16 protein-coding genes are annotated in these 18786 nt (G+C 37.8%); all 16 read left to right on the forward strand.

The features are described 5' to 3' along the window. The first annotated feature begins 54 nt into the window (after nt 1–54). Entirely contained in the window at nt 55–777 is a 723-nt protein-coding gene (gene pyrH, locus BN986_RS11765) for a UMP kinase (RefSeq protein ID WP_040980163.1), read from the forward strand. Between the two features lie 2 nt (nt 778–779). Then, a complete protein-coding gene (frr, locus tag BN986_RS11770) occupies nt 780–1337 on the forward strand; it encodes a ribosome recycling factor (RefSeq protein WP_040980165.1) in 558 nt (185 codons plus the stop codon). Nucleotides 1338–1618: 281 nt separating this feature from the next. Continuing rightward, nucleotides 1619–2377 carry an isoprenyl transferase gene (locus tag BN986_RS11775; protein WP_040980167.1) on the forward strand — a complete coding sequence of 253 codons (759 nt, stop codon included), beginning with the start codon at nt 1619–1621 and terminating at the stop codon, nt 2375–2377. A 15-nt stretch (nt 2378–2392) separates the two neighbouring features. Continuing rightward, nucleotides 2393–3181, forward strand: a complete 789-nt coding sequence (locus tag BN986_RS11780; RefSeq protein WP_040980169.1) for a phosphatidate cytidylyltransferase — start codon at nt 2393–2395, stop codon at nt 3179–3181. Nucleotides 3182–3458: 277 nt separating this feature from the next. Beyond that, entirely contained in the window at nt 3459–4733 is a 1275-nt protein-coding gene (rseP, locus tag BN986_RS11785) for an RIP metalloprotease RseP (RefSeq protein WP_040980171.1), read from the forward strand. 992 nt (nt 4734–5725) lie between these two features. Next, nucleotides 5726–10015: a PolC-type DNA polymerase III gene (locus BN986_RS11790; protein ID WP_040980173.1), complete on the forward strand. Its 4290-nt coding sequence runs from the start codon at nt 5726–5728 to the stop codon at nt 10013–10015. Between the two features lie 427 nt (nt 10016–10442). Next, nucleotides 10443–10934 carry a ribosome maturation factor RimP gene (rimP, locus tag BN986_RS11795; protein WP_392392276.1) on the forward strand — a complete coding sequence of 164 codons (492 nt, stop codon included), beginning with the start codon at nt 10443–10445 and terminating at the stop codon, nt 10932–10934. 21 nt (nt 10935–10955) lie between these two features. Further along, entirely contained in the window at nt 10956–12059 is a 1104-nt protein-coding gene (nusA, locus tag BN986_RS11800; RefSeq protein WP_040980177.1) for a transcription termination factor NusA, read from the forward strand. Between the two features lie 13 nt (nt 12060–12072). Then, nucleotides 12073–12342, forward strand: a complete 270-nt coding sequence (rnpM, locus tag BN986_RS11805) for an RNase P modulator RnpM (RefSeq protein WP_040980179.1) — start codon at nt 12073–12075, stop codon at nt 12340–12342. A 1-nt stretch (nt 12343) separates the two neighbouring features. Next, nucleotides 12344–12652, forward strand: a complete 309-nt coding sequence (locus BN986_RS11810; RefSeq protein ID WP_040980181.1) for a YlxQ family RNA-binding protein — start codon at nt 12344–12346, stop codon at nt 12650–12652. A gap of 217 nt (nt 12653–12869) precedes the next feature. Continuing rightward, entirely contained in the window at nt 12870–14969 is a 2100-nt protein-coding gene (infB, locus tag BN986_RS11815) for a translation initiation factor IF-2 (protein ID WP_040980183.1), read from the forward strand. Further along, nucleotides 14966–15244, forward strand: a complete 279-nt coding sequence (locus BN986_RS11820; RefSeq protein ID WP_040980185.1) for a DUF503 domain-containing protein — start codon at nt 14966–14968, stop codon at nt 15242–15244. Before infB ends, BN986_RS11820 begins: the two co-directional genes overlap by 4 nt. A gap of 33 nt (nt 15245–15277) precedes the next feature. After that, nucleotides 15278–15619, forward strand: a complete 342-nt coding sequence (gene rbfA / locus BN986_RS11825) for a 30S ribosome-binding factor RbfA (RefSeq protein ID WP_040980187.1) — start codon at nt 15278–15280, stop codon at nt 15617–15619. A gap of 864 nt (nt 15620–16483) precedes the next feature. Further along, nucleotides 16484–17371, forward strand: coding sequence for a tRNA pseudouridine(55) synthase TruB (gene truB, locus BN986_RS11830; RefSeq protein ID WP_040980189.1), 888 nt, complete (start codon nt 16484–16486; stop codon nt 17369–17371). Nucleotides 17372–17396: 25 nt separating this feature from the next. Next, nucleotides 17397–18335, forward strand: coding sequence for a bifunctional riboflavin kinase/FAD synthetase (locus BN986_RS11835; RefSeq protein ID WP_040980191.1), 939 nt, complete (start codon nt 17397–17399; stop codon nt 18333–18335). Between the two features lie 175 nt (nt 18336–18510). Continuing rightward, complete coding sequence (gene rpsO / locus BN986_RS11840; protein WP_040980194.1) at nt 18511–18780, forward strand: 30S ribosomal protein S15; 270 nt, start codon at nt 18511–18513, stop codon at nt 18778–18780. Nucleotides 18781–18786 lie beyond the last annotated feature (6 nt).

Genomic DNA, 18786 nt, shown 5'->3' on the forward strand with positions numbered 1-18786 from the left:
AGTTTCACTTTATCTCTATCTATCGTAAATATATTTTTTTCTCTGGAGGTTATTATGACGACAGCACATTATAATAGAGTTGTGTTAAAATTAAGTGGGGAAGCATTAAGTGGAGAAGAAGGTTATGGAATCTCACCTAAAATCATTCAATCCATTTCAGAACAAGTAAAAGAAGTTGCAGACCTTGGAGTTGAGGTTGCTGTAGTTGTAGGCGGCGGAAATATCTGGCGTGGTAAAGTAGGATCAGAAATGGGTATGGATAGAGCTTCGGCTGACTATATGGGCATGCTTGCAACAATTATGAATTCTCTTGCCTTACAAGATGGACTGGAAACGATTGGGGTAGAAACCAGAGTTCAGACATCTATTGAAATGAGACAGGTTGCTGAACCATACATACGCCGGAAAGCGATTCGCCATCTGGAGAAAAAGCGTGTTGTCATATTTGCTGCTGGAACTGGAAATCCTTATTTTTCTACAGATACAACAGCTGCATTACGTGCTGCAGAAATCGAAGCAGAAGTTATTTTAATGGCTAAAAATAATGTTGATGGTGTTTATACAGACGACCCTAAAATTAATAAAGAAGCTAAGAAATATGAAACACTTACTTATTTAGAAATGTTGAATGAAGGATTAGGTGTAATGGATTCTACCGCTTCTTCATTATGTATGGATAATGACTTACCATTAATTGTCTTCTCTATTACGGAAGAAGGAAACATTAAACGAGTTGTGCAAGGTGAAAATATCGGAACAACGATAAGGGGGAACTAAAAATGTCAGAATCAGTAATTAAAGATACGAAGGAAAAAATGAACCAAGCTGTTCAAGCTTTTTCAAGAAATTTAGCCTCTGTTCGTGCTGGACGTGCAAATCCTAGCCTTTTAGACACTGTTAATGTTGATTACTATGGTGCTTCTACACCGCTTAACCAATTGGCTCAGGTAGGTGCTCCGGAAGCAAGGTTATTAACAGTAACACCATATGATAAGTCTGCAATTGGCGATATTGATAAAGCAATTCAAAAAGCAGACTTGGGACTTTCTCCATCGAATGATGGAAATATCATTCGGATAAATATTCCTGCACTTACACAAGAAAGAAGAAAAGACTTGGTAAAAGTTGTCGGGAAATATGCAGAAGAAGCTCGTGTACAAATTAGAAATCTTCGTCGTCAGGCAAATGATCAGCTAAAAAAAGCTGAAAAAAATGGCGACATGACAGAAGATGATTTAAGAGCTTTTCAAGATGATGTTCAACAAGCAACAGATGGTTACATTAAGCAAGTTGAAGATTTAGCAAAAACAAAAGAAAATGAAATTATGGAAGTTTGATAGAAGATATCCATTACTTCTATCAGCCTTAAAGGTACAAACCCTGGCAAAAATATATTTTGTTTAAAGGTGACAGTTTTCTGCTAACGTAGTAAGATGCCATTAAGCCCTCTTATTAAAGGGGGTTTTTGTATTAATGTCACTGGCAATCGTGCACTTTAAAATACCTGTTAAATAAAACACAGTTATATTAATTATTGGCATGGTCATGCCTTTCATCCCTTGCTCTTTTAAAAAAGATGGAGAGGGTTATGAACAAACAACCATTCGGGGGACGGAAAATGTCTATTAAAATTCCTTTTTTATCAAAACAACCAAAAGAATCCGATTCACTTTCTGAAGAAAATGCTCCTAATCATGTTGCTATCATCATGGATGGGAACGGAAGATGGGCGCAAAAACGGGGGTTACCTAGGTTTGCTGGTCATAAAGAGGGTGTTTCTACGGTGAATAAAATCGTTAAAACCGCTGTGAAAGCAAATGTGAAGGTTTTAACGCTCTATGCTTTTTCAACAGAAAACTGGAAACGGCCAAAACAAGAAGTGGAATATATTTTAAAACTTCCAAAAGAATTTTTGCATGTATATTTACCAAGTTTGATGGAAAATAATGTTCGTATTGAAACGATAGGTGATTTTTCTGCTTTACCAGCCTCTACGCAGGAAGCAGTAAACTATGCAAAAGAAAAAACGAAGAATAATGATGGTCTTATTTTAAATTTTGCCCTTAATTACGGCAGCCGTTATGAAATTTTAAAAGCAGTGAAGCAAATTGCAGAAGAAGTAAAAGAAGATGCTATCGATATGAACAGCTTAGATGAAGAAACCTTTTCAAAGTATTTATACACAGAGGATGTTTCTGACCCGGACTTATTAATCCGTACTGGCGGAGAATATCGATTAAGTAATTTTATGCTTTGGCAAATGGCATATACCGAATTTTGGTTTACGGATAAGCTATGGCCGGAGTTTACGGAAGAAACATTCTATGAAGCTTTACTTGCATATCAGCAGCGAAAAAGACGATATGGAGGTATATAAGGTGATGATGATTTAATGAAGCAACGAACAATAACCGCAATACTAGCTCTGCTTGTGTTTGTACCGATTATTATTCTTGGCGGATTACCATTTACCGTTTTTGTCTATTTATTAGCCACTATAGGATTATTTGAATTAATACGTATGCGCCATACAGATAAGAACATCTTTCCATATGTTTTGTCCGCTTTATTAACATGGGTTATTTTATTGCCTAATGAAATTTTTGCTAGTATAGAGTGGTTTACGAAGTATGAATTGATTTCTATCATAATTCTTATTTTATTAGCATATACTGTGCTTGTGAAAAACGAATTTACCTTTGACCATGTCGGCTTTGTGATTCTTGCAGCATTTTATGTTGGTTTAGGGTTCTTTTATCTCCTTGAAACAAGAGATGGCGAGAATGCGTTAAGAAATATCTTGTTTGCATTTTGTATTATTTGGGCAACAGATACAGGAGCCTATTTATTTGGTCGTAAGTTAGGCAAACACAAATTATGGCCGACTATCAGCCCGAAGAAGACGGTTGAAGGTGCATTAGGCGGTATTTTTGTAGCAGTTGTTGTTGCTGTGGTTTTTCATCTGATAGCGCCATTTGATCACTCCTGGCTGACACTAATAATTGTTACAATGATCGCCTCAAGCTTTGGACAAATCGGTGATTTAGTTGAATCTGCTTTCAAACGTGTTTACAATGTAAAAGATTCCGGGAAAATACTTCCCGGGCATGGTGGTATTTTAGATCGATTTGACAGCATGCTTTTTGTTTTTCCATTACTACATTTTATTCACTTTTTTTAACAAATCGAAGTGAATGTTGTAGAATCGGTAAAGAAAACCGACTTGTTGAATATACTAGAAGAAGAGCTTTATTTTCTTAATACATAACAAGTTTTCATTCTGGGACAAGTTATAATATATCTTATTCTTGCCCGGTCACGTACATGTATATCCTCTTGTGACGGGATTTATTCGATCAAGAGAAATTTATTGTTATGTGAAATTGTTACGGAGAATGAATTATTTTCAATACTTCTTAACAACCTCTTTCTACCTTTATAAAAAGGAAGGTGCTGTCATGACAACTGTTGTTGCATTTATATTAATGTTTGGTGTCCTCGTCTCCATTCATGAGTGGGGCCATCTGATTTTTGCAAAAAGAGCAGGCATGCTTGTTCGCGAATTTGCGATTGGATTCGGACCCAAAATAATATCATTTACAAAAAATGAGACACTATATACAATTCGATTGATCCCGGCTGGCGGGTATGTCCGTGTTGCTGGAGATGATCCGGAGATTGTCGAGTTAAAACCGGGACACCACGTTGCCCTGGATTTTAATAAAGATGGAAAAGTATCTCAAATTATAGTCAATAATAAATCAAAACATCCGAATGCCCGTACGATTGAAGTAGAGAAGGTCGATCTGGATCATCAGTTATATATTGAAGGTTATGAATTAGATGACGAAGATACAAAGCTTCATTTCGATGTGGATCCGAAAGCGATGTTTATTGTCGATGAACAAGAAACACAGATTGCTCCTTTCGATCGACAATTTGCTTCCAAATCGGTCGGACAGCGTGGTATGCAGCTGTTTGCGGGACCAATGATGAATTTTGTATTGGCCATCTTTATTTTCCTGCTTTTGGGAATGATCCAAGGTGTTCCATCAGAGGAAGCACAAATGGGTGAAGTTCAGCCGGAAAGCCCTGCAGAAGAAGCGGGATTGCAGGAAAATGACGTTATTATGCAAATAGGTGACCAGTCTATTTCAACTTGGGAACAGTTTACGGATATTGTACGGGAACACCCTGGCGAGGAATTAGATTTAGTCATATCCAGAGACGATGTGGAACAAGAATTAACTGTTGTACCAGCTGAGGTTGAAGATGTCAATGAACAAGGTGATCCGATTCAAATCGGACAAATTGGTGTGTTGCCGGCCTATGAGAAAGATATCCTTGGAACATTAGCATTTGGTTTCGAAACAACTTATGAAACATCAAAGCTTATTCTTACCAATTTAGTTATGTTAGTTACAGGTCAGCTTTCCATCGATGTTTTATCAGGACCAGTAGGAATTTATGATGCGACCAATCAAGTTGTTCAATCTGGTTTTACCAACTTTTTAATGTGGACAGCTATGCTAAGTATTAATTTAGGAATTATTAACTTAGTTCCTCTTCCAGCATTAGATGGCGGTAGATTAATGTTTGTCGGACTTGAAGCAGTCAGAGGAAAGCCGATAGCTCCAGAAAAAGAAGGCGTCTTTCATTTTGTCGGATTTGCGCTCTTGATGCTTTTGATGATTGTTGTCACATGGAATGACATTCAGCGGTTATTCTTGTAAAATAAAATAGTGAACTTAATAAGATACCCTTGTCGATAAATAGACAAGGGTTTCGTGTTTGTATATGAGTTGAATGTCATATGGATGGTTTTTAGTATTATTAACTCAACTTTCACACCTTAAAAAGCAACTTCATTTCCATAGAAAGAGGAATTGGTTGTTCCTTCAATAAAAAGAATAGAAGGTGTAGTGTAAAGCGCCGCTGCGGCGGACCGTTTTGCTTTCCGACGTACAAGGGTCTTCGATGGGACGAGTAATCGCAGCCCCAACCCCAGGACGTTGCGACTTTAGTCTGCCTAGGGGCACGCTCTTCAGCTAACTTTTGCCAAGAAGAGCGCTTGGCAAAGGTGGATCTTCAGATGGTGCTGATCCCACAGGAGTCAAAACGGTCCGCCTCCGCTAGTTAGATATTCTATACGTGGAATAGCTGAACAAATAAAAAGTAGATCAGACAGAACATATTTTTTATGCTGCATAGTAAAATGTTCTGCTAAGATTTCTTTCTGTGCATGAAAGCTATTCCTGATGTTAATTATTCATGCTGTTTTGATTCGAACTGCTAAACCAACCATTTGAAATAACGGAATGATTGTTGCATCAAGCGATAGAGATACTATTTCGTCCACCCCAACAGGATGTTATTTCTTCCATTCGCTGTAGAGTCCAAATTCAGCGGAGTGGTTGGACGGAGCGGAAGCTATACACTATCATTAGCTCAAAAAAAGCTGATTTGACCAAAAAACAAGCACAATAATGAAGAACATGCTCATCCTGAAATAGCAAGATATATATGCTTATTTTAAGGTGCGAAAGTTGAATTATTAAAAATAGCCTCCATCCTGTGAATTCATATAAAAAAGATAAGAAACTTACAAATCATTCCGTTGTGTTAAAAGTGATAAATCAATATAATAAATACAGCAAGTTTTATCGTATAGGAGAAATTAGCTTCCTGGGTAGTCAAAAAACTATCTACAATTGGAGGGACATAAATGAGTATTTCCAAGCAAGAAAAAATGAGATTATTACTTGAGCAAATTCAACTGTCTGAAACATCGGTTCAAACGTATTTTGCTTCAAGTTATTTAGAAAAAGTAGAAGTCTATAAGCAAGAAAAAAAATGGCATTTCTATATTCATCTGGAAGATGTTCTTCCTTTTGATGAATATTTATATTTATACCAATCCTTGCAAAAAAGCTTTTCCTCGATTGCCGAGAAGGTAGAGTTGACATTACATACAGATAATAAACAATGTAATGAAAAAGATATTGGCGTTTATTGGAAGCATTTTTTAGCAACAACCAACATTTCTCCAGCATATCAGGAGATGGTGATGCAGCAGACGCCCCGGGTTGTGGAAAATAAAATTATGTTAACTTCAAGAAATGAAACGGAATCTAATATTTTGAAAAAAAGACTTGAGCCAGCATTCAGCCAATTTTGCTATCAAATTGGATCAAGACCTTATTCTATAGAATTAGAAGTAAAGGAAGATCAAAACGAAATGCAAGCTTTCCAGGATAATAAAGCGAAAGAAGATCAGGCGCTTGTCCAAAAAACAGTTCAAGAAAAGGAAAAACGGGATAAAGAAAAAGATACGCCTGTTAGTCAGCCGCTGGCAATTGGTTATAAAATTCAAGATGAACCGGCCGAGATGAATCAAATTTTAGAAGAAGAAAGAAGAATCACTGTACAAGGTTATGTGTTTGATGCGGAGATCAGAGAGTTGCGATCAGGACGCAGTCTTTTAATTATTAAAGCAACAGACTATACAGATTCTCTACAAATTAAAATGTTCTCTAAAGGTGATGAAGACGTCAATAAGTTTCAATCTGTTAAAAAAGGGATGTGGGTCAAAGCTCGCGGCAGCATTCAAACAGATATGTATACGAATGAACTGGCAATGATGGCAAAGGATATTCATGAAGTGCAAGTAAGAGAGAAGCAAGATGAAGCGCCGGAGGATGAAAAAAGAGCAGAGCTGCACGCACATACGACAATGAGTCAAATGGATGCAGTGGTTTCTCCAGATGCTTTGGTGGAACAAGCTGCTAAATGGGGGCATCCTGCTGTAGCTATTACAGACCATGCTGGTGTGCAAGGTTTCCCTGACGCTTACTATGCAGGGAAAAAACATGGTATCAAAGTACTCTACGGTGTAGAAGCGAATCTTGTCGATGACGGTGTTCCAATTGCTTACAATGAAAGTGACCAGCTCCTGAAAGATGCGAATTATATTGTGTTTGACGTGGAAACAACCGGGCTTTCTGCAGTATACGATACAATCATTGAATTAGCTGCCGTAAAGGTACACAATGGTGAGATTATTGATCGATTTGAGTCTTTTGCTAATCCGCATCACCCACTGTCTGAGACAACAACAAATTTAACCGGTATTACCGATGATATGGTCAAGGATGCTCCAGAAGTAAGTGATGTTCTAAAAGATTTTCATGCTTGGATGGGGGAAGATATTTTAGTAGCGCATAATGCAAGTTTCGATATGGGATTTTTAAATCAAGGCTTTAAACGAATTGGCTATGAAAAAGCGGCTAATCCAGTCATTGATACATTAGAATTAGCAAGATTTTTAATTACAGAACTCAAAAATCATCGTTTAAATACATTATGTAAGCATTTAGGGATTGAATTGACACAGCATCACCGTGCCATTTATGACGCAGAAGCTACAGGCTACCTATTGTGGAACCTGGTCCAGAAATTAATAGAAAGAGAAATTACCAACCATCAGGACTTAAATAATCATATGGGAGAAAACAACGCTTATCAGCGCTCCAGACCTTTTCACTGTACGATCTTAGCGCAGACGCAGGAAGGATTGAAAAATTTATATAAGATTGTGTCCCATGCACATATTGATTATTTCTATCGTGAGCCGAGACTGCCGAGGTCTGTCTTGAAAAAATATCGTAAAGGACTATTAATTGGGACTGCTTGTGATAAAGGAGAAGTCTTTGAAACGATGATGCAAAAATCAGAGGAAGAAGCAGAGCAGGTTGCTGAATTCTACGACTATATTGAAGTACAGCCGCCTAAAAACTATGTCCATTTAGTAGAAAAGGATTTAGTACAAAACGAGGCGCAAGTAGTAGATATATTACGGAAACTTGTAAACCTGGGAGAACAGATGAATAAGCCGGTAACAGCGACTGGAAATGTACACTATCTGCAAGATTTTGATAAACAGTATCGTCAAATATTAATTGCCTCCCAAGCTGGTAATCCATTGAATAGGCAAACATTGCCGGACACACCTTTTAGAACAACGAGTGAGATGCTTGAGGCTTTCTCTTTTTTAGGAAAAGAAAAAGCAAAAGAAATCGTTATTCAAAATACACAGCAATTGGCTGACAGTATCGAGGATATCTCACCAATTCAAGATGGATTGTTTACACCAAACATTGAAGGCGCGGAGCAGGATATGCGTGACTTATGTTACGATATGGCAAAAAAAGTATATGGCGAGCCAATACCAGAAATTGTTAGCAAACGTCTGGAAACGGAATTAGAAAGTATTATCGGAAATGGATTTGCGGTAATTTATTTAATTTCCCATAAGCTGGTTAAAAAATCATTGGATGATGGCTACCTTGTAGGTTCCCGGGGCTCTGTCGGATCTTCCTTCGTTGCTACGATGACTGAAATTACAGAAGTTAACCCGCTTCCTCCACATTATGTTTGTCCAAGCTGCAAACACTCTGAGTTCTTTACAGATGGTTCTGTAGCGAGCGGTTTTGATTTGGAAGATAAAAATTGTCCGGAATGCGGTACAGCACTTGTAAAGGATGGACAGGATATTCCTTTTGAAACGTTCTTAGGCTTTAAAGGGGATAAGGTTCCGGATATTGACTTGAACTTCTCAGGAGATTATCAGCCGCGTGCCCATAACTATACAAAGGATTTGTTTGGGATCGACAATGTATACCGGGCGGGAACTATAGGAACTGTAGCTGAAAAAACAGCTTATGGTTATGTGAAGGGTTATGCTTCCGACCATCAGCTTGTTTATAAAAATGCAGAGATTGACCGTCTTGTGCAAGGCTGTACTGGGGTTAAAAGAACAACTGGACAGCATCCCGGGGGGATTATTGTTGTTCCCGATGATAAAGAAATTTATGATTTTACACCAATCCAATTCCCGGCAGATGACCGGAATAGTGAATGGCGGACAACGCATTTTGATTTCCATTCGATTCACGATAATCTGCTGAAGTTGGATATACTTGGACACGATGATCCCACCGTTATCCGTATGCTGCAGGATTTAAGCGGGATCGATCCTAAGACCATACCGACAGATGATGAAGAGGTTATGAAAATCTTTGGTGGAACAGAATCGTTAGGTGTTACTCCGGAGCAGATCCAGTGTAAAACAGGAACGCTGGGAGTACCTGAATTCGGTACAAAATTTGTCCGGCAGATGCTGGAAGATACAAAGCCGAAGACATTTGCAGAATTGTTAATTATATCTGGTTTGTCTCATGGTACAGACGTATGGCTTGGAAACGCACAGGAGCTTATTAATGATGGCATCTGTCAGCTTCCGGACGTTATCGGCTGTCGTGATGATATTATGGTGTATTTAATGCATAAAGGGTTAGAACCTTCCTTAGCATTTAATATCATGGAGTTTGTCCGTAAAGGTAAAGGGTTGAAGGATGAATGGATCGAGGAAATGAAGAAAAATAATGTACCTGACTGGTATATTGAATCTTGTAAGAAAATCAAATACATGTTCCCGAAAGCCCATGCGGCAGCCTATGTTTTAATGGCCGTACGGATTGCTTATTTCAAAGTACATCATCCGATTCTTTTTTATGCGGCATATTTTACCGTCCGCGCAGATGATTTTGAATTAGATACAATGATTAAAGGCTCAGATGCTATCCGTAAACGTATGGAAGAAATTAATTATAAAGGCAATGATGCATCACCAAAAGAAAAAAACTTGCTCACAGTGTTAGAAATTTCTTTAGAAATGTGTGAACGGGGCCTGTCCTTTAAAAAAGTAGATTTATATAAATCAAGCGCAACTGAATTTATCGTTGACGGTGATTCTTTACTACCGCCTTTTAATGCAGTAGATGGATTAGGTACGAATGCTGCTTTAAACATTGTGAAAGCACGTGAAGAAGGCGAATTTTTATCCAAAGAAGATTTAAGAGAAAGAAGTAAGATCTCTAAAACGGTACTAGAGTATTTAGATAATCATGGATGTTTAGAAGGAATGGAAGAGAAAAATCAACTTTCCTTATTTTAGATAAGAAAATACGCGCATAAAGCCTTTTGTTTTTGGAAAAACTATAGGAAATGACATGGCTTTAAAAAGCGTTGAAGTCTTGGTTTGATGGTTTGCAAAGGGCTATAGAATATGCTATACTATTTTTTGTTAGAATGTTCGATATGTACGAATGTAAAGAGTGGGTGTATGCCCACTCTTTATTCATACCTCGCCTAAAAAAACTTGGCAAGCCAAGCTGAAGGTGCAGGATTGATCGACTTTGTTGCACGTATACTATAGACCGTAAAATTTCAGCTACACCAAAGTCATTTCTTTGGGACGTGACCACTTATTCCATTGAAAACATCCGCTGAATTTTTATTCTTTTCTATAGTGCAAACAAGACTCTCTGCTTCCCCCGCCATATTTTAGGCAGGGGTTTTATATTGAGTGAAGGCGTAAGGACATGGTTAAAGGAGGTTTACACTTGAGTTCCAATATAATTGATATAACAACCGAATTAGTTCATCCAATCTTAGAAGAGAAAAATTTAGAATTAGTGGACATTGATTATGTGAAAGAGGGAAAAAACTGGTTTCTACGTGTTTATATCGATAAAGAAGGCGGTATTGACATTGTAGAATGCGGAGAAGTCTCTGAGCAGTTAAGTGAAAAACTGGATGAGGCTGATCCAATTAAAGAAGCTTATTTTCTAGAAGTATCTTCTCCTGGAGTTGAGAAACCATTAAAAACGATGGAAGACTTGAAAAAGAACATTGGAAAGAATGTTTTTGTAAAGTTATATGAAAAAATTGATGGTGAAAAAGCATTTGAAGGTATTTTACAAAATGTGGAGAATGATAAACTCTTTATTGAATACAAAATAAAAACAAGAAAGAAAATCGTAGAAATACCTTATGAAAAAGTTGCAAAAGCAAGACTAGCAGTCATGTTTTAAATAAAAGGGGGAAAAGAAAAAGTGAGCACGCAGTTGTTTGATGCGATTGATCATTTAGCAAAAGAAAAAGGGATAGACAAAGACATTTTGATGGAAGCGTTAGAAGCAGCACTTATTTCTGCTTATAAGAAAAATTTTAAGTCTGCATCGAATGTCCGGGTAGAGTTGAATGAAACTACTGGAAAGATGGCTGTTTTTGCAAGAAAAACAATTGTTGAAAATGTAGACGATTCCCAATTAGAAATATCTCTTGATGAGGCCAAAAGTATTAATCCAAATTATGAAGTGGATGATGTTATCGAAGTAGAAGTAACACCGAAAGACTTTGGACGTATTGCAGCACAGGCTGCAAAACAAGTTGTTACACAGCGAGTACGTGAGGCAGAACGCGGCGTAATTTTCTCTGAATATATTGATAGAGAAGAAGATGTTATGACAGGAATTATTCAGCGTAAGGATTCACGTTTTATCTATGTAAATCTAGGGAAAATTGAAGCAAAGTTGGCAGAGGCAGAACAGATGCCAACAGAAGAATATCATATTCATGATCGTTTGAAAGTGTATGTAACAAAGGTTGAGAATACAAGCAAAGGACCACAAATTTATATTTCCCGTTCTCATCCTGGTTTGTTAAAACGGTTATTTGAAATGGAAGTTCCAGAAATTTATGATGGAATTGTTGAAATTAAATCTGTTTCCCGTGAAGCTGGGGACCGTTCTAAAATTTCTGTTCATGCACCAGATCCAGAGATCGATCCAGTAGGTTCTTGTGTAGGACAAAAAGGGCAGCGTGTTCAAGCAATTGTAACAGAATTAAAAGGTGAAAAAATTGATATCGTGGAATGGTCTGAGGACCCTGTCGTATATGTATCAAACGCATTAAGCCCTTCCAAAGTATTAAAAGTATTTGTTGATGAGGAAGACAAAGCAACGACAGTCGTTGTTCCAGATTATCAATTATCACTGGCAATTGGTAAAAGAGGCCAGAATGCGCGTCTAGCTGCTAAGCTTACAGGCTGGAAAATCGATATTAAAAGCGAATCAGATGCAAGAGCAGAAGGTTTGCTAGATGACGTAGAGTTAGAAGAAGCTTATTCTGACAACGATGAAGATTTGTTTGAATAAGGAGGTATTTCACTTGGCTAAAAAGAAAAAAATACCAGAAAGAAAATGTGTTATTACAAATGAAATGAAGCCTAAAAAAGAATTAATCCGCATTGTCCGGAACAAAGAAGGGGAAGTGTTCGTTGATGAAACTGGTAAGAAAAACGGACGTGGAGCTTACCTTTCCAAGGATAAGTCTGTGATTGAACAGGCACGGAAAACCAATGCGCTTAATAAAACCTTGAATGCAGAAGTAAGTCCAACAATCTACGATGAGTTAGAAGCTTTAGTAGAGGGAGAATGACATGAATCCTAATTATTTAAACATCATTGGTCTCGCTGTTAGAGCAGGGAAATGCTCCACAGGGGAAGATAACATTATAAAGGATATTCGCAAAGGCCATGCAAAGCTTGTTTTATTGACTGAAGATATTGGGCCGCAAACCAAAAAGAAACTTTCAGATAAATGTACCTCATACAATATCCCATATCGATTTATTGATAATCGTGAGGTTTTATCGAAAGCGATTGGCAAAGAACAACGTGTAGCTATAGCAATATTAGATGCAGGTTTTGCAAAAAAACTCCTTTCTTTATTAACAAAGAAAGTATAACCCTTTTCGTGAATGAACTCCCAAGCTATAGATATAGCTATCTGGCTTTGAGTGCCAAACTGAAGAGATTCCGCGTCGTACTTTCGTCAGTGGGCGAATAAACGCAAGTCTCTCATGTTTTCGATGGGGAGAGTAAGCATGGTTCCAGATCGTCGTCGCGTGCAAGGGCGCTCTTTAGCTTTTAATTCGTTGGATAAATTAATCCGGGGGTGAACGTATGAGTAAAATACGTGTATATGAATACGCAAAGAAAAACAATGTAGCAAGTAAGGAAGTCATTCAATTTTTAAAAGACAAGAGTGTGGAAGTTTCCAATCATATGTCTACGATTTCTGAGAAAGAAGTTAAACAATTGGATGAAAAATTTAATCCGCAAACAAAACAAGATAATAAGAATGATCAGGCAAATACGAATAAGCAACAGAAGGATAAAAAAGCATCCAATCATAAATCGAATGCGAATCAGCATGGAAAGAAAGATAATCCTAAAAATAAAAAACAAAAATCCTCTAAAAAAGGTAAACAACATCAACCACAAAAGGGGCAGTCATTAGTGAAAGAGACTCCAAGTAAAATTACGTACCATGGTACATTAACTGTACAAGATTTAGCAGATAAACTTCACAAAGAGCCGGCAGAATTGATCAAAAAATTAATGTTTATGGGTGTTATGGCTACAAAAAATCAGGACCTTGATGATGAGGCTATTGAATTAATTTGTGAAGAATATAATGTAGAAGTAGAAAAAGAAATTATATTGGAAGATACAGACCTGGATAAATATATTGAAGAAGATGATCCGGATAAATTAGAAGAGCGTCCAGCTGTTGTTACCATTATGGGACACGTAGACCACGGAAAAACAACCTTATTAGATGCGATTCGTCATACGAAGGTAACAGCTGGTGAAGCTGGCGGAATTACGCAGCATATCGGTGCTTATCAAGTGGAAAATGATGGGAAGAAAATTACATTTTTAGATACACCAGGTCACGCTGCATTTACAAGTATGCGTTCCCGGGGTGCTCAAGTAACGGATATTGCTATTTTAGTTGTTGCTGCAGATGATGGAGTTATGCCGCAAACCATTGAAGCAATTAACCATGCAAAAGCTGCAGAAGTACCAATTATCGTTGCAGTTAATAAAATGGATAAAGAAGGTGCCAATCCAGATCGTGTCATGCAGGAATTAACAGAGCACGAATTAATCCCTGAGGACTGGGGTGGCAGCACTATCTTTGTTAATCTTTCAGCAATTAAAGGAGAAGGTATTGATGATCTGCTTGAAATGATTTTATTAGTTGCAGAAGTAGAAGAATTAAAGGCAAATCAAGATGCAAAAGCTTTCGGTACGGTAATTGATGCACAATTAGATAAAGGCCGGGGTTCTGTTGCCACACTCCTTGTACAAAATGGAACGTTGCATGTGGGAGACCCACTTGTTGTTGGAAGTACGTACGGGAAAGTGCGTGCCATGGTAAATGACATTGGTCAACGTGTAACAGAAGTGGGTCCATCAGCTCCAGTTGAAATTACAGGTTTACAAGATGTACCTCAGGCCGGAGATCAATTTCTTGCGTTTTCAGATGAGAAAAAAGCTCGTCAAATCGGAATAGCCCGTCAACAAAAGAAAATTGATGAAAGCCGTGGCGGTCAAACTACTGTCAGCTTAGACGATTTATTTGAACAGATTAAACAAGGTGAAATGAAAGAATTAAATATTATTGTCAAAGCGGATGTTCAAGGTTCTGTGGAAGCTTTAGCTGCTTCACTGCGCAAAATTGAAGTAGAGGGCGTTAATATTAAAATAATTCATACTGGTGTTGGAGCGATTAAAGAATCTGATATTATCCTTGCTTCTGCATCAAATGCAATTGTTATTGGCTTCAATGTTCGTCCGGATACAAATGCGAAAAGAGCTGCAGAATCTGAAAAAATTGATTTGCGTCTTCACCGTGTGATTTATAGTGCTATTGAAGAAATTGAAGCAGCAATGAAAGGGCTTCTGGATCCAGAGTATCAAGAAAAAGTCATTGGCCAAGCAGAAGTTCGTGAAACATTTAAAGTATCACGTATCGGTACGATTGCAGGAAGCTATATAACAGATGGTAAAATTACCAGAGATTCCAGTGTCCGTTTAATTCGTGATGGTGTTGTTCTTTATGAAGGCGGCTTGCTTGCATTGAAACGCTTTAAGGATGATGTGAAAGAAGTCCAGCAAAATTATGAATGTGGTATCACATTATCAAACTTCAACGATATTAAAGAAGGCGACATTATTGAAGCCTATGTAATGGAAGAAATTGAAAGAAAATGATTCTCTATGCAGAAGTAGAATGTATGTTGTATGAAGGGAACTCATTAAAAGCAAAGCGTTCCGTATTAAAACGGATCATAAATAAGTTACGCCAGTCTTTTAATGTTTCTGTCACAGAGCTTGGTTTTCATGATATGTGGCAACGGACCAAATTGGGGATTGTTATCATTTCAACCGATTATGTGCATGCTGAAAAAGTAATACAACAAGCTTTAAACACCATTGATTCTTTTTCTGAATTAGAGAGAACAATAACAAATATCGAACGATTATAATGAAAATGCATAGAGCTATGTGAGGTGAGATAAATGGCTGAATTAAGAGCTCATCGAGTTGCAGAGCAAATGAAAAAAGAGCTGGGTGATATTTTATCCAGAAAAATCAAAGATCCCCGTGTTGGCTTTGTGACAGTTACCGATGTAGAAGTAACTGGTGATTTGCAACAAGCGAAAGTATTTATTTCGGTATTAGGTGATGAAAAGAAAAAGCAAGAGACATTATTGGGTCTTGCAAAAGCGAAAGGGTTTATCCGTTCAGAAATTGGCAAGCGAATTCGTTTGCGCAAAACGCCTGAACTTACCTTTGAATTTGACGAAGCAATCGAACAAGGTAATCGAATAGACTCTATCTTGAGAGATCTTAATAAGTAATTTTGAAAACTGATCCTTCTGCTTCCTGGCAAGGGGTCAGTTTTTTTACTTATAGGTAACTCAACTTTCGCACTTAAGAATAAGCATATATATCTTGCTATCTCAGGATGAACATGTTTTCCAGTATCATGCTCGTTTTTGGTTACATATCCGGCGATTTGGGAATTGGTGATTATGTATAGCTCCGCTCCAGTCAACCACTCCGCTTTCCATGGGGACGGCTTCAGCTAACTTGAAAAGAAACCCGCTTTTCAAGTGGATCTTCAGCTCGCCCTGTTCCCATAGGAGTCTACGTGGTTGACCTCCGCTTTAATAGGATTCTACAGCGAATGAAAGAAATAACATTTTGATGCGTTTGACAAAATAGCAGCTTTCGCCTGAAAACCAATTATGACAGCATGGATATGAAATACAAGGAATAGCTTTTTTGTACAGAGAGAAATGATTGCTGAACATTTTTATCATGCACCACGAAAAATCTCTTCTGTCTGATCTACCTTTTATTTGTTCAGCTATTCCACGTATAGAAGATTTAACTAGCAGAGGCGGACCGTTTTGACTCCTGAGGGATCAGCACCATCTGAAGATCCACTTTTGCCAAGCGGTCTTCTTGGCAAAAGTTAGCTGAAGAGCGTGCCCCTAGGCAGACTAAAGTCGCAACATCCTGGGGTTGGGGCTGCGATTACTCGCCCCACCGAAGAGCTTTTGCGATTACTCACCCCATCGAAAAGAGTTGTTGCAACGTCTGCACTAGTACGTCCTGGGACTGGGATTACTCGTCCCATCGTAAAGAGTTGTGCGTCGAAAAACTCCCACTGAGTGAAGTTTCGTTTTATGATTTATAACCAAAGGATGGTGTTTATAATGAATGGTATCTTACCGCTTTGGAAGCCGAAAGGGATGACTTCTTTTGATTGTGTAGCTAAATGCCGGCGTTATTTTAATACAAAAAAAGTAGGGCATACAGGCACCTTAGATCCGGAAGTTGAGGGAGTTTTGCCTATTTGTCTTGGCAATGCCACCAAGGTTGTTCCCTTCCTGACGGATACGAAAAAAGTATATCTCGGTACGGTTGCGTTAGGAACAGCTACGGAAACTGAAGATGCTACAGGGAGTGTTATTGAAGAAAAAAAAGTGGTTGAAATGCCTACAAAAACAGAGATAGAAGCTGTTTTAGAAGCGTTTAAAGGGGCGATTACTCAAGTACCACCAATGTATTCTGCTGTGAAGGTAAATGGGAAGAAGCTTTATGAGTATGCGAGAGCAAATGAAGAAGTGGAAAGGCCAAGCAGGGAAGTTTTTATTTATGATTTACAGCTTTTAGCGATAGATGAAAGCAAAAATTCTTTTGACTTATACGTAGAGTGCTCAAAAGGGACGTATATTAGAACATTATGTGTGGATACTGGTAAAGAATTAGGATACCCAGCACATATGCTTCAATTAGAACGTATAAAAACCGGTAGTTTTTCCAAGAAAAATACGGTTACTTTTGCTATGATAGAAGAGGCAGCTGCAAAGAATGAGCAAGCGCAGCTATTACGGCCAATTTCAGAAGGATTAAGTCATTTAGTGCATCAAGATGTAGACAATGCATTAAAACTCCGCATCAAAAATGGACAGAAATTAGCTGTTACCGAAGCTCCAGTGACAAATAATCCGTTTGTATTTACAAACAACGAAGAAGTCTTAGCAATTTATGGAAAGCATCCAGAACAACCAGGTCAAATTAAACCATTAAGGGTATTCTAACGAAAGAAAGTGCAGGTGTAACAGGATGGAAACAATTGAATTATCCTATCCGCATACATTAAGTAAAGAGGATTTACCAGAGACAGTCAGCGCCATTGGCTTTTTTGATGGAATTCATAAAGGACATCAAAGGGTCATCCAGCAAGCTGTCGATAAAGCGAAGCAAAAGAATATGGAAAGTGCTGTTATCACTTTTTTTCCGCACCCCTCTGTTGTGTTAAGGAAAGATACTCAGCATGTTAAGTACATAACGATATCTTCGGAAAAGCAAGCAATACTGGATGATCTCCAAGTAGACCGTTTATATATTATCCAATTTAATCAAGATCTTTCTAAACTCAGTCCGCAAGAATTTATTGATCACTTTATTATTGGGTTAAATATTAAACATCTTGTGGCAGGGTTTGATTATTCTTTTGGACACAAAGGGCAAGGGAAAATGGCAGATATGCAGGACTATGCAAGGGATGTATTCACTTGGGAAACGATCGGTAAAGTTACTTTAGAAAAAGAAAAGATCAGCTCTACCCGAATTAGAGCTGCATTGGCCACTGGAGATATGGAGCAAGTAGAACAGTTGCTAGGCAGGACATTTAAAACAACTGGGTTGGTTGTAAAAGGGGCAAGCCGTGGGCGTGAATTAGGTTACCCAACAGCAAACTTAGCTATATCCAAAGATGCTTTGCTGCCAAAACAAGGCGTATATGCTACTCGTGTTTATTATAAGGGCGAAGTATATGGAGGAATGGCGAATATTGGGACGAACCCAACATTTACAGACGAGATAGAAGATATGTCTGTGGAAGTTTTTTTATTTGATTTTGACGGTGATTTATATGGAGAAGAATTAATGATAGAATGGTTATCTTATACAAGAGAAGAAATAAAATTCGACTCCAAAGAAGCTTTAATTGAACGAATGCAACAAGATGAGCAGGAAATTAGAGCTTATTTACAGGCTTAGAAAGTATAATGAATTGAAGGAATGCAAGTCTTTCTAAACAAATAGATAAACTTATACTTGATTTTTTTCTTCAAAAACGCTATTCTTATATTTGTACAACCATCGCTTGGCATCACGTAACTCCGACGTATGCTAGGGGATTGGGGATAACAAAAATTATTTTGGAGGTGCCAACATGGCAATTACACAAGAACGTAAGAACGAAATTATTAATGAGTATAAGGTTCACGACACAGATACTGGATCTCCAGAGGTTCAGATTGCTGTCTTAACTGCAGAAATTACTGCACTAAATGAACATTTACGTACGCATAAAAAAGACCACCATTCACGTCGCGGTCTTTTGAAAATGGTAGGTAAACGTCGTAACTTATTAACTTACCTACGTAATAAAGATGTTACTCGTTATCGTGAATTAATCAAAAAACTTGGTTTACGTCGTTAATAACGC

It is taken from the genome of Oceanobacillus jeddahensis (assembly GCF_000750635.1).
GTDB classification, from domain to species: Bacteria; Bacillota; Bacilli; order Bacillales; family Amphibacillaceae; genus Oceanobacillus; species Oceanobacillus jeddahense.

Bases quoted from the DNA above. Each gene is read 5' to 3' on its own strand.
- pyrH (WP_040980163.1), top strand. From the start codon at position 55: ATGACGACAGCACATTATAATAGAGTTGTGTTAAAATTAAGTGGGGAA.
- frr (WP_040980165.1), top strand. From the start codon at position 780: ATGTCAGAATCAGTAATTAAAGATACGAAGGAAAAAATGAACCAAGCT.
- BN986_RS11775 (WP_040980167.1), top strand. From the start codon at position 1,619: ATGTCTATTAAAATTCCTTTTTTATCAAAACAACCAAAAGAATCCGAT.
- BN986_RS11780 (WP_040980169.1), top strand. From the start codon at position 2,393: ATGAAGCAACGAACAATAACCGCAATACTAGCTCTGCTTGTGTTTGTA.
- rseP (WP_040980171.1), top strand. From the start codon at position 3,459: ATGACAACTGTTGTTGCATTTATATTAATGTTTGGTGTCCTCGTCTCC.
- BN986_RS11790 (WP_040980173.1), top strand. From the start codon at position 5,726: ATGAGTATTTCCAAGCAAGAAAAAATGAGATTATTACTTGAGCAAATT.
- rimP (WP_392392276.1), top strand. From the start codon at position 10,443: ATGGTTAAAGGAGGTTTACACTTGAGTTCCAATATAATTGATATAACA.
- BN986_RS11810 (WP_040980181.1), top strand. From the start codon at position 12,344: ATGAATCCTAATTATTTAAACATCATTGGTCTCGCTGTTAGAGCAGGG.
- infB (WP_040980183.1), top strand. From the start codon at position 12,870: ATGAGTAAAATACGTGTATATGAATACGCAAAGAAAAACAATGTAGCA.
- BN986_RS11820 (WP_040980185.1), top strand. From the start codon at position 14,966: ATGATTCTCTATGCAGAAGTAGAATGTATGTTGTATGAAGGGAACTCA.
- rbfA (WP_040980187.1), top strand. From the start codon at position 15,278: ATGGCTGAATTAAGAGCTCATCGAGTTGCAGAGCAAATGAAAAAAGAG.
- truB (WP_040980189.1), top strand. From the start codon at position 16,484: ATGAATGGTATCTTACCGCTTTGGAAGCCGAAAGGGATGACTTCTTTT.
- BN986_RS11835 (WP_040980191.1), top strand. From the start codon at position 17,397: ATGGAAACAATTGAATTATCCTATCCGCATACATTAAGTAAAGAGGAT.
- rpsO (WP_040980194.1), top strand. From the start codon at position 18,511: ATGGCAATTACACAAGAACGTAAGAACGAAATTATTAATGAGTATAAG.